This window comes from Kineococcus sp. G2, assembly GCF_037154035.1.
GTDB lineage: Bacteria > Actinomycetota > Actinomycetes > Actinomycetales > Kineococcaceae > Kineococcus.
The window spans coordinates 39,930-51,420 of sequence record NZ_JBBBEM010000060.1; the positions used below are offsets into that span (position 1 = coordinate 39,930).

The 11,491-nt window shown below is 75.5% G+C and carries 8 protein-coding genes and 1 tRNA gene; 1 reads left to right on the forward strand and 8 read right to left on the reverse strand.

The genetic code is table 11. From position 1 onward, the window contains the following. Nucleotides 1-37 precede the first annotated feature (37 nt). From rpmE to argS, 7 genes are all read right to left on the reverse strand, one after another. Nucleotides 38-253: a 50S ribosomal protein L31 gene (rpmE, locus tag V9U69_RS10320; RefSeq protein WP_337061672.1), complete on the reverse strand. Its 216-nt coding sequence runs from the start codon at nucleotides 251-253 to the stop codon at nucleotides 38-40. Nucleotides 254-427: 174 nt separating this feature from the next. Continuing rightward, nucleotides 428-2,530, reverse strand: coding sequence for a transcription termination factor Rho (rho, locus tag V9U69_RS10325; RefSeq protein ID WP_337061673.1), 2,103 nt, complete (start codon nucleotides 2,528-2,530; stop codon nucleotides 428-430). Between the two features lie 290 nt (nucleotides 2,531-2,820). Then, nucleotides 2,821-3,810: a homoserine kinase gene (gene thrB / locus V9U69_RS10330; protein ID WP_442907714.1), complete on the reverse strand. Its 990-nt coding sequence runs from the start codon at nucleotides 3,808-3,810 to the stop codon at nucleotides 2,821-2,823. Between the two features lie 8 nt (nucleotides 3,811-3,818). Beyond that, nucleotides 3,819-4,913 carry a threonine synthase gene (gene thrC / locus V9U69_RS10335; protein ID WP_337061675.1) on the reverse strand — a complete coding sequence of 365 codons (1,095 nt, stop codon included), beginning with the start codon at nucleotides 4,911-4,913 and terminating at the stop codon, nucleotides 3,819-3,821. Beyond that, nucleotides 4,913-6,253, reverse strand: a complete 1,341-nt coding sequence (locus V9U69_RS10340; protein ID WP_442907713.1) for a homoserine dehydrogenase — start codon at nucleotides 6,251-6,253, stop codon at nucleotides 4,913-4,915. Before V9U69_RS10340 ends, thrC begins: the two co-directional genes overlap by 1 nt. A gap of 94 nt (nucleotides 6,254-6,347) precedes the next feature. Next, on the reverse strand, nucleotides 6,348-7,781 hold the full coding sequence (gene lysA, locus V9U69_RS10345) for a diaminopimelate decarboxylase (protein WP_337061678.1): 1,434 nt from the start codon (nucleotides 7,779-7,781) through the stop codon (nucleotides 6,348-6,350). Next, nucleotides 7,781-9,445: an arginine--tRNA ligase gene (gene argS / locus V9U69_RS10350; protein ID WP_337061679.1), complete on the reverse strand. Its 1,665-nt coding sequence runs from the start codon at nucleotides 9,443-9,445 to the stop codon at nucleotides 7,781-7,783. Before argS ends, lysA begins: the two co-directional genes overlap by 1 nt. A 116-nt stretch (nucleotides 9,446-9,561) precedes the next feature. Between argS and V9U69_RS10355 the strand changes: the two genes are divergently transcribed. After that, nucleotides 9,562-9,633 (forward strand) — tRNA-Arg (locus V9U69_RS10355). A gap of 138 nt (nucleotides 9,634-9,771) precedes the next feature. On the opposite strand, the gene V9U69_RS10360 is transcribed toward V9U69_RS10355, so the two are convergent. Continuing rightward, the gene (locus V9U69_RS10360; RefSeq protein ID WP_337061680.1) at nucleotides 9,772-11,250 is read right to left on the reverse strand and encodes a phytoene desaturase family protein; all 1,479 of its coding nucleotides are present in this window, start codon (nucleotides 11,248-11,250) and stop codon (nucleotides 9,772-9,774) included. Nucleotides 11,251-11,491: the final 241 nt, after the last annotated feature.

Below are 11,491 nucleotides of genomic sequence, written 5' to 3' on the forward strand. Positions count from 1 at the left end.
CGCCCGGGAGGGCGGTGGGACCGGCGCTGCGAGGGTGCTACTGGGCGTTCTTCTTGCCGTAGCGCGCCTGGAAGCGAGCCACCCGGCCGCCGGTGTCCAGGATCTTCTGCTTGCCCGTGTAGAACGGGTGGCAGGCGCTGCACACGTCGGCGCGGAGCTCGCCGCTCGTCGAGGTGCTGCGGGTCGTGAACGTGTTGCCGCAGGTGCAGGTCACCTGGGTCTCCACGTACTCCGGGTGGATACCGGCCTTCATGGTGTTCTCCTCGCCTTGCTCAGACGGTCCCGGGTCGCCCTCCCCCGCGGGGGTGGTGCTGGCGTGAGCCGGGGCCTGCGGTCGGGTCAGTCTCCCACAGGAAGCCCTGCACGAGCTGCTCACCTGGTGGAACCCACGGCCCGGCGCGGTGATTCCCGCGCCGGGCCGGCGGTGTCAGTCGTCCGAGTCCTTGTTGACCAGGGGCGTGGACTTCTGCACCTGGACGAGGAACTCGAGGTTGCTGCGGGTCTTCTTCAGGCGGTCCAGCAGCAGCTCGATGGAGGCCTGCGCGTCGAGCGCGGTGACCACGCGGCGCAGCTTCCAGACGGTCTGCAGCTCCTCGCGCGACATGAGGATCTCCTCGCGGCGGGTGCCGGAGGCCGGCACGTCGACCGCGGGGAAGATGCGCTTGTCGGCCAGCTGGCGCGACAGCCGCACCTCCATGTTCCCGGTGCCCTTGAACTCCTCGAAGATGACCTCGTCGGCCTTGGAGCCGGTCTCGACCAGCGCCGAGGCGAGGATCGTCAGGGAGCCGCCGTTCTCGACGTTGCGGGCCGCGCCGAAGAAGCGCTTCGGCGGGTACAGCGCCGACGCGTCCACACCACCGGACAGGATCCGGCCGCTGGCCGGCGCCGAGATGTTGTAGGCGCGCGACAGGCGGGTCAGCGAGTCCAGCAGCACGACGACGTCGTTGCCGAGCTCCACGAGGCGCTTGGCCCGCTCGATGGCGAGCTCGGCGACCGCGGTGTGGTCCGCGGCGGGACGGTCGAAGGTGGAGGCGATGACCTCACCCTTGATCGTGCGCTGCATGTCGGTGACCTCTTCGGGCCGCTCGTCGACGAGGACGACCATGAGGTGGCACTCGGGGTTGTTGGTCGTGATCGCGTTGGCGATGGCCTGCATGACCATCGTCTTGCCCGCCTTCGGCGGGGCGACGATCAGACCGCGCTGCCCCTTCCCGAGCGGCGACATCAGGTCGATGATGCGCGTCGTCAGGACGTTGGGCTCGGTCTCCAGGCGCAGCCGCTCCTGCGGGTACAGCGGCGTCAGCTTGGTGAAGTCGGGCCGGTTGCGGGCCTGCTCCGGCGGGGCGCCGTTGACGGTGTCCACGCGCACCAGCGCGTTGAACTTCGCGCGCTGCCCCTGCTGCTCGCCCTCGCGGGGCTGGCGGACCGCGCCGGTCACCGCGTCACCGGGGCGCAGGTTGTTCTTCTTCACCTGGTTCAGCGAGACGTAGACGTCGTTCGCACCGGCGAGGTAGCCGGAGGTGCGGATGAACGCGTAGTTGTCCAGCACGTCGAGGATGCCGGCCACCGGCAGCAGGACGTCGTCCTCGCTGATCTCGGTGTCGACCTCGGGCACGGCGCCGTCGCGGCCGCCGCGACGGCCCTTGCGGTCGCGGTAGCGGTTGCGGCGACCGCGACGGCCGCCGCGGTCGTCGTCGAAGTCGTCGGAGGGGCCGGCGCCGCCCCCGGACGCGGCGCGGGGCTCGCGGTCCTCGCGGGGGGCGCGCTGCTCGGCGCGCTGCTCGGCGCGCTCCGGGCGCTGCTCACCGCGATCAGCGCGCTGCTCCGTGCGGTCGGTGCGCTGCTCACCGCGGTCGGCTCGCTGCTCACCGCCCTCGGAGTCGCGGCGCGGGAGCTGAGGCAGCTCGACCTGCTGGTCGGGCTCGCGCACGCGGTCGCGGCGGGCGCGCTCGCGGCGGGAGAGCCGCTCGGGACGCTCGGCCCGGGAGGTGAGCTCCTCGAGCGTCGGCACGCTCGGCGCGTCGGCGCCGTCCTCGCGGCGGTCCTCGGCGCGCTGCGCGGGCCGGTCCTGGGACTCCTCCCCGGCACCCGCGGCGGTGGGCTGCTCGGACTGCTCACGAGGAGCGGGCGGGGCCCCGGCGGGAGCCCCGGCACGGCGGGAGCGGCGCCCGGTGGCCGGTGCGGCCTCCGCGGTGGGCTCGGCAGCGGGAGCGCTGGGCTCGGCAGCGGGAGCGCTGGGCTCGGCGGACGGGGGCACGGGTGCGCCCGCCGCGGCCGCGGGCGCGACCAGGGCCTCGACCGCGTCGGCGGGGGCGGCCTGCTCGGCGGAGCGCTCCGAGCGCTGCGGCACCGCAGCCTGGTGCTCGCGGATGGCGGCGAGCAGGTCCACCTTGCGCATGCGCCCGGTGCCGCTGATGCCGAGCTCCGCGGCCAGGGCCTGCAGCTGGGGCAGGCGCAGGGCGGAGAGGCTGCCGGTGCGGCGGGGCGCTGCTGCGCCGTCGGTGGCAGCGATGTCGGTGGTGTCGGTCACGAAGGTCCTTCCCCCTCGTCCAGAGCGACGGGCCGGCAGAAGAGGCACGGTCGCGATGACTGCCTGCAACAGGCAGGTACTGGCTCCACGGACGCGCAGAGAGCGCGAAGCGTCGTGGGTGCGCACCGTTCGACGAGGAGAGCATGCGCAGAAAGAGGGAACGCGACCCCGCCGGTGAGGTGCTGGCACGATCGTAACACCACGACACGGCGACACCGCCCCGATCCCCCGATCGGACGCGTCGGGCCGTTCCCGCACGGGACGAGCGGTGCGGGACCGACCGCACGCGGTCAGCCGGCGGGGCTCCAGGTGACGCCCTGCTGCGCGACCGGCACGGGCAGCACCCGCCAGCCGCCCTCGCGCTCCGCCACCCGCTGCACGTCCGGCACCTGCGCCGCCGGCACGAGCACCAGGGCGCTCGGGCCCGCGCCGGAGACGACCGCGGCCAGCCCCTGCCCGCGCAGGCGGCTCAGCAGCTGCGCTGTGCGCGGCATGGCGGGGCCCCGCTGCTCCTGGTGCAGGCGGTCCACGGTGGCGTCCAGCAGCAGCTCCGGGGCGCTCGTCAGCGCGTGCACGAGCAGGCCCGCGCGGCCGGCGGTGAGCGCGGCGTCGGCGTGCGCCACCGCGGCCGGCAGCAGCGCCCGGGCCCGCGAGGTCGCCAGCTGCTCGTCGGGCACGCACACCACCGCACGCACGTCCGGGTGCACCTGCAGGCGCACCGCGCGCACCGCCTCCGGCCGGGTGGGGTCGTCACCGCGGGTCCAGGCGATCGTGAACCCCCCGACGACGGCCGGTGCGGCGTTGTCCGGGTGACCCTCCCGGCGCCCGGCCTCCAGGAGCAGGCGCTCGCGCACCTCGTCCTCCGAGCCGGCGCCGCGGCCGGCGGCCGCCAGGAGCCCGTGCGCCACGGCCAGGCCCGCGACGATCGCCGACGCGGAGGAGCCGAGACCACGACCCTGCGGGATCACGTTGCGGCAGAACAGCTCCAGCCCCGGTGCAGCGCTCCCCGCCGCGGCCAGCTCCTCCAGCGCCACGCGCGCCACCAGGTGCCGCGCGTCCGTCGGCAGCCGGTCGGCCCCCTCGCCGTCGACGTGCACGCGCACCCCGTCGCCGCCCACCCGGGCGCGCACCTCGTCGTGCAGCTCCAGGGCCAGGCCGAAGGCGTCGAAGCCGGGGCCGAGGTTCGCGCTGGTGGCCGGCACCCGCACGGTCGTCGCCGTGCCGGCGGGCAGGGCGACCGCGGCCTCGCGGGAGGGCGCGGGCGTGCCGCTCACGGGCAGCACCGCGCTCAGGCGTCGAGGTCGAGGGCGCGGGCGATGGTCACCGCGTCGGGCTGCACCCGCACGGGTTCCACGGCGCGCCGCCGCCCGTCGGCGCCGGGGGCACCGGCCAGCTCCAGGGCCCACTGCGGGTCCTTCAGGCCGTGCCCGGTGACGGTGATGACGACGGTCAGCCCCTCCTCGACCTCACCCGCCTCGCTGGCGGCGAGCAGGCCGGCCACGCCCGCGGCCGAGGCGGGCTCGACGAAGACGCCCTCCTTCGACGACAGCCAGCGGTGCGCGGCGAGGATCTGCTCGTCGGTGACGGCGTCGATGCGCCCGCCGGAGTCGTCGCGCGCGGTCGTGGCGCCGGTCCACGAGGCCGGGTGGCCGATGCGGATGGCGGTGGCGACGGTCTCCGGCTCGTCGACCGGGTGACCCTTCACCAGCGGGGCCGCACCGGCGGCCTGGAAGCCCCACATCCTCGGGCGCTTCGTCGCCACACCGTCGGCCGCGTACTCGCAGTAACCCTTCCAGTACGCGGTGATGTTGCCGGCGTTGCCCACGGGCAGGGCGTGGACGTCCGGCGCGTCACCGAGGACGTCGACGACCTCGAACGCGCCGGTCTTCTGACCCTCGATGCGGAACGGGTTCACCGAGTTCACCAGCTCGACCGGGTACGCCTCGGCCAGCTTGCGCGCCTGGGTGAGGCAGTCGTCGAAGTTGCCGTCCACCTGCAGCAGCGTCGCGCCGTGGGCGACGGCCTGCGACAGCTTGCCCATGGCGATCTTGCCGTCGGGCACGAGGACCGCGCAGCGGATGCCGGCGGCGGTCGCGTACGCGGCGGCGGAGGCGGAGGTGTTGCCGGTGGAGGCGCAGATGACGACCTCGGCGCCGTTCTCCTTGGCCTTGCTCATCGCCATCGTCATGCCGCGGTCCTTGAAGGAGGCTGTGGGGTTGCACCCCTCCACCTTCAGGAACACCCGGCCGCGGATCCGCTCGGACAGGTGCCGGGCGGGCACCAGGGGCGTGCCGCCCTCGCCGAGCGTGACGACGGGGGTCGCCTCGCTGACCGGCAGGCGGTCGCGGTACTCCTCGATCAGGCCCCGCCACACGTGCGCCATCAGGCGACGCCCTCCTTCGCCTCAGCGCGGGCCTCGTGGCCCTCCACGCGCAGCACGCCCGCCACCGAGTCCACGATCTCCAGGTCCTCCAGCTCGTCCACCGTCGCCGCCAGCGCCGCGTCCGGGGCGCTGTGCGTCACCACCACCAGCACCGCGCGTCCGCGCCCGCCCGGGCCGCCCGGTTCCTGCCGCTGCTGCACGGCCTCGATCGAGACGCCGTGCGCGGCGAACACGCCGGCGACCTGCGCCAGCACACCGGGCTTGTCCGCCACGTCCAGTCGCACGTGGTAGCGGGTGATCGTGTCGTCCATGGGCAGCGCCGGCAGGTCCGCGTACGCGGACTCCCCCGGCCCGCGGCCACCCGCGCGGCGGTGCCGGGCCGCGGCCACGACGTCGCCGAGCACGGCGCTGGCGGTGGGACCCCCGCCGGCGCCGGGGCCGTAGAACATCAGCTCCCCGGCCGCCTCCGCCTCGACGAAGACCGCGTTGAAGGCGCCGCGCACACCGGCGAGCTGGTGCTCGCGCGGCATCATCGCCGGGTGCACCCGCACCGAGACGGCGTCCTCGCCGCCGGGGCCGGTGCTGCGCTCGGCGATGGCGAGCAGCTTCACGACGCACCCCTGCGCCCGGGCGGCGCGCACGTCCGCGGCGCTGACCTCCGTGATGCCCTCGCGGTGCACGTCGTCGAGCGAGACGCGGGTGTGGAAGGCCAGCGAGGCCAGGATCGCCGCCTTGGCCGCGGCGTCGAAGCCCTCCACGTCGGCGGTGGGGTCCGCCTCGGCGTAGCCGAGCGCCTGCGCCTGCTCCACGGCCTCGGCGTACCCGGTGCCGGTGGTGTCCATCTGGTCCAGCACGTAGTTGGTCGTGCCGTTGACGATGCCGAGCACCCGGGTGACGCGGTCGCCCACGAGGGACTCGCGCAGCGGGCGCAGCAGCGGGATCGCGCCGGCCACGGACGCCTCGTAGTACAGGTCGACGCCGTGCTTCGCGGCCGCCTCGTACAGGGCGGGGCCGTCGGCGGCCAGCAGCGCCTTGTTCGCGGTGACGACGGAGGCGCCGTGCTCGATGGCGCGCAGCATGAGCGAGCGCGCCGGCTCGATGCCGCCGATGACCTCCACCACGACGTCGGCGCGGGTGACGAGCTCCTCCGCGTCGGTGGTGAACAGCGCCGGGTCCACCGGCAGACCGCGGTCGCGGCCGAGGCGGCGCACGGCGATGCCGGCCAGCTCCAGCGGCGCGCCCACCCGGGCGGCGAGCTCGTCGGCCTGCGTCGTCAGCAGCCGCGCCACCTCGGTGCCGACCACCCCGCACCCCAGCAACGCGACCTTCACCGGCTCCACCGCAGTCGTCCCTCCACCGTCCCGTTCTCCCAGCGCCCCGACGGGGCCCCGGACACCCTCTCACCCCGCGCGACGCGCGTGGGCCACCCGCCCGTCACCCGGCGTCGAGCGACAGCAGGTCCTCGGGCGTCTCGCGGCGCACCAGCACCGTGGAGACGCCGTCGCGCACCGACACCACGGCCGGGCGCGTGATCTGGTTGTAGTTGCTGGCCATGCTGCGGCAGTAGGCACCCGTGCCGGGCACCGCCAGCAGGTCGCCGGCGCCGGCGTCGGCGGGCAGGAACTCGTCCTTGACGACGACGTCACCGCTCTCGCAGTGCTTGCCCACCACGCGGGAGAGCACGCCCGGTGCCCCGGAGGCGCGGGAGGCCAGGGTCGCGGAGTAGTCCGCGTCGTACAGGGCGGTGCGGACGTTGTCGCTCATGCCGCCGTCGACGGACACGTAGCGCCGGCGCACGCCGCCGTCGAGGTCGACGTCCTTGGTGGTGCCGACCTCGTAGAGGGTGAAGGTGCTGGGGGCGGCGATGGCGCGGCCCGGCTCCACGGAGATGCGCGGCACGGCGATGCCCTGCGCCAGGCACTCGCGCGCGACGATGTCGGCGAGGCGGCCGGCGATCTCCTCCGGTCCCAGCGGGTCGTGCTCGGAGGTGTAGGCCACGCCGAAGCCGCCGCCCAGGTCCATCTCCGGCAGCGTCACGCCGTGCTCGCGCTCGACGGTGCGGTGCAGGCCCAGCAGGCGCCGGGCGGAGACCTCGAAACCACCCATGTCGAAGATCTGCGAGCCGATGTGGCTGTGCAGGCCCAGCAGCCGCAGCTCCGGCCTGGTCAGCACCTTCGCGACGGCCGCCTGCGCCGCGCCGGAGGACAGCGACAGCCCGAACTTCTGGTCCTCGTGGGCGGTGGCGATGTAGGAGTGCGTGTGCGCCTCCACCCCGACCGTGATGCGCAGCATGACGGGTGCCACCACGCCCAGCGAGGCCGCCACCTCGGCGACGACGTCGACCTCCTGCAGGGAGTCGACGACGATGCGGCCGACGCCCGCGCGCAGGGCCTTCTCGATCTCCGCGCGCGACTTGTTGTTGCCGTGCAGGGCGATCCGCTCCCCGGGCACCCCACCGCGCAGGCCCAGCTCCAGCTCGCCGGAGGAGGAGGTGTCCAGGCTCAGCCCGTCCTGGGCGAGCCAGCGGGCCACGCCCGTGGCGATGAAGGCCTTGGTGGCGTAGTAGACGTCCGCCCCGCCGCACAGGTCGGCGAAGGCGGCGGCGAAGGCGTCCCGGAACGCGACCGCGCGACCGCGGAAGTCCGCCTCGTCCAGCACGTACAGCGGGGTGCCGTGCTCGGCGGCGAGCTCGGCGACGCTGAGGCCGCCCACGCGCACCGCACCGTCGGCGCCGCGCTCGACGGTGCGCGCCCACAGCTTCGGCAGCAGCTCGTTGACGTCGGCGGGCGGCGTGAGCCAGGCGGGCACGTAGGCGATGGACGAGGACCCCGGCGCGTGCAGCTGGCCGGCCTCGTGGGTGCGGGCCACTACATGCGCTCCGGGGCGCTCACGCCCAGCAGCGCCAGGCCGTTGGCGAGCACCTGCCGCGTCGCGTCGTTCACCCACAGGCGGGTGCGGTGCACGTCGGTGACCTCCTCGCCGGCGCGGGGCGTGACCCGGCAGGCGTCGTAGAACTTGTGGAACCTGCCCGCCAGCTCCTCCAGGTACCGGGCCACCCGGTGCGGCTCGCGCAGCTCACCGGCGCGGGCCACGACGGCGGGGAACTCCGCCAGCGCGGCCAGCAGCAGCGACTCGGTCTCGTCGGTCAGCAGCGCGGGGTCGAAGGCGTCCTGGCGGCGCACCCCGGCGGCCGCGGCGTTCACCGCGACGTTGGCGGTGCGGGCGTGCGCGTACTGCACGTAGTAGACGGGGTTGTCGTTGCTGCGCTTGACGAGCAGGTCGAGGTCGATGTCGATGGAGGTGTCCACCGAGGAGCGCACCAGGGAGTACCGCGCGGCGTCCACGCCCACCTGCTCGACGAGGTCCTCCAGCGTCACGACCGTGCCCGCGCGCTTGCTCATGCGCACCGGCTTGCCGTCCTTGACGAGGTTCACCATCTGGCCGATGAGGATCTCGAGGTTCCGGCCCGGCTCGTCGCCGAACGCCGCGCACATCGCCATCATCCGGCCGACGTAGCCGTGGTGGTCGGCGCCGAGCATCAGCACGCACCGGTCGAAACCGCGCTCGCGCTTGTCGAGGTAGTACGCCAGGTCCCCGGAGATGTACGCGGGCTGCCCGTCGCTCTTGACGACGACGCGGTCCTTGTCGTCGCCGAAGTCGCTGGTGCGCAACCAGGTCGCGCCGTCGGCCTCGTAGACGCGGCCCAGCTCGCGCAGCCGCGCCACGGCCCGCTCCACCGCGCCGGAGGTGTGCAGGGAGTCCTCGTGGAAGTAGACGTCGAACTCGACGCCGAAGTCCGCCAGCGTCTTCTTGATCTCGCCGAACATCAGCTCGACGCCCTCGCGGCGGAACGTCTCCTGCTGCTGCTCGCGCGGCTGGTCCAGCAGAGCGGGCACCCGCGCCAGGACCTGCTGGGCGATCTCGCCGATGTACGCGCCGCCGTAGCCGTCCTCCGGGGTGGGCTCGCCGTGCGCGGCGGCCAGCAGGGAGCGGGCGAAGCGGTCGATCTGCGCGCCGTGGTCGTTGAAGTAGTACTCGCGCGTCACCTCGGCGCCGGCGGCGGTCAGGATGCGCGCCAGGGAGTCGCCGACGGCGGCCCAGCGGGTGCCGCCCAGGTGGATGGGGCCGGTGGGGTTGGCGGAGACGAACTCCAGGTTCACCTTCTCGCCGGTGGGCTCGGCCGCGGTGCCGTAGGCGGCACCGGCCTCGACGACCGCGCGGGCCAGCCCGCCGGCCGCGGCGGCGTCCAGGGTGACGTTGAGGAACCCCGGCCCGGCGATGTCGACGGCCTTCACGCCGGGCACCCGCACCAGGCGCTCGCGCACCAGGGCGGCGACGTCGCGCGGCGGCAGGCCGGCCTTCTTGGCCAACTGCAGGGCCGCGCTGGTCGCCCAGTCGCCGTGGTCGCGGTTCTTGGGGCGCTCCACGCGGACCTCGGCCGGGACGTCGGCCGGGTCGAGGGACAGCTCGCCGGCCTGCACGGCCGACATCAGAGCGTCCCGCAGGGCGGTGGAGAGCTCGGCGGGGGTCACGGGCGACAAGCCTACCCGTGGGCCCCGCCGCGCCCCGCCCCCGCGCCGGCCCACCGGACGGGGCGGGCGGTGGTCGGGGGTGCGTGCGGACGCTGGTACGGTTGATCCTGCTGTCAGCCCCCGTAGCTCAGCGGATAGAGCATCGGCCTCCGGAGCCGTGTGCGCAGGTTCGAGTCCTGCCGGGGGCACCTGGATCGAGACGCCGAGAGCGGCGCACCCCGTGGGGTGCGCCGCTCTCGGCGTCTCACGGCCGCCACGTCGGCGGCGGGGCGAACGTCCCCGGCGGCCCGGGGAACCGCCGGGAGGCCCCGGTCCACCGCGCACCCTCAGCGCGCCGGCGCCGACAACCCGTCCGCGCCGACGCGCACCCCGAACACCTGCCGCAGGGCGCGCCGCGCCGCGTGCACCCCGGCCATGCCGTGCACCCCCGACGACGGCGGCGTCGCCGAGGAGCACAGGTACGTCGGCACCGGCAGCGGCACCCGGTACGGGTCCCAGCGCGGCACCGGGCGGAACAGCAGCTGCCACGGCGTGACCGCCCCGCCGGAGATGTCGCCCCGCACGAGGTTCGGGTCCTGCTCCTCCAGCTGGGCGGCCGTGACCGTGCGCCGGGCCAGGACCCGGTCGCCGAAACCCGGCGCGAACCGCTCCAGCTGGGCCTGCACCGCGTCGCCGACGTCCACGGTGGACCCCAGCGGGACGTGGGCGTACGTCCACAGCACCTGTCGCCCCTGCGGCGCGCGGGCGGGGTCCAGCACCGACGGCTGCGAGAGCAGCACGTAGGGCCGCTCGGCGTGCCGGCCCGCGGCCACCGCGCGCTCCGCGGCGACGACCTCCGCGCGCGTGCCGCCCACGTGCACCGTCCCGGCCAGCTCCAGGCCCTGCGCCGCCCACGGCACCGGGCCGTCGAGGGCGAAGTGCACCGGCGCGGCGGCGGCCCGGTGGCGCCAGCGGCGCAACCACCCCGCGTAGCGCTCCGGCAGCCGGTCCCCCGCCAGCCGCAGCAGCCCGCGCGGCACCACGTCCAGCAGGACGGCGCGCGCGGGCGGCAGCTCCCCCAGGTCGGTGACCTCCACGCCGGTGCGCACCGCCCCGCCCAGGCGGCGCACCTCGGCGGCCAGCGCGTCGGAGATCGACTGCGAGCCGCCCCGGGGCACCGGCCAGCCCACGGCGTGCGCGAGGGCGGCGAGCAGCAGCCCCGCACCGGCCGGGCCCGGTGCCCGCGGGGGCGCGACCGCGTGCGCGGCCACGCCCGTCAGCAGCGCGGGCGCCTCCTCGGTGCGGAAGCGCGCGCCCCACGCGGGCCCGCCCTGCTCCAGCACCGAGACGGCGAGCCGGGCGGCGGCGCCCAGCTCGGCGGCGGAGCGCGGCGGGGTCCGCAGGTCGCCCAGGGCGAGGGCCACCACCTCGCGCCAGCGGGCGGCGAGGGGGCCGAGCAGCGCGCGCCACGCGGCACCGTCCGCGCCCAGGCCCTCGGCGGCGGCGTCCAGGTCGCGCAGGGCGAGGGCGGCCCGGCCGCCGTCCAGCGGGTGCGCGTAGGCGACCTCCGGCTGCAGCAGCTCCACGCCGTGCGCGGGCAGGTCGAAGGCCCGGAAGAACGGCGAGGCGAGCGCCATGGGGTGCACGGCGGAGCCGAGGTCGTGGTGGAAGCCGGGCAGGGTCAGCTCGGCGGTGCGCGCTCCCCCGCCGACGGTCGCGGCGCGCTCGAGGACCTCCACCCGCAGGCCGGCGCGGGCCAGGACCACGGCGGCGGCCAGCCCGTTGGGCCCGGCCCCCACCACGACGGCGTCGACGACTGCGCTCACCCCGCGACCCTGGCACGCACTGCTCCTCCCCGCTCCCCGCTCCCCGCCCCGCCCCCAACGGTGATCAAGGAAGTTGCCACTTCCTTGATCACCGTTGGGGGCGTAGGGACGGGTGAGCGGAGCGAGGTGGTGCGGGCGGCAGGATGTGCGGCGTGGATCTGCGGGAGGCGGTCGCGACGGCCGAGGAGCTGCTGGCCGAGCACGGGCTCACCGGCTGGACGGTCGTGCTGGACCGCGCCCG

Bases quoted from the DNA above. Each gene is read 5' to 3' on its own strand.
- thrC (WP_337061675.1), bottom strand. From the start codon at position 4,913: ATGGCGCACGTGTGGCGGGGCCTGATCGAGGAGTACCGCGACCGCCTG.
- rpmE (WP_337061672.1), bottom strand. From the start codon at position 253: ATGAAGGCCGGTATCCACCCGGAGTACGTGGAGACCCAGGTGACCTGC.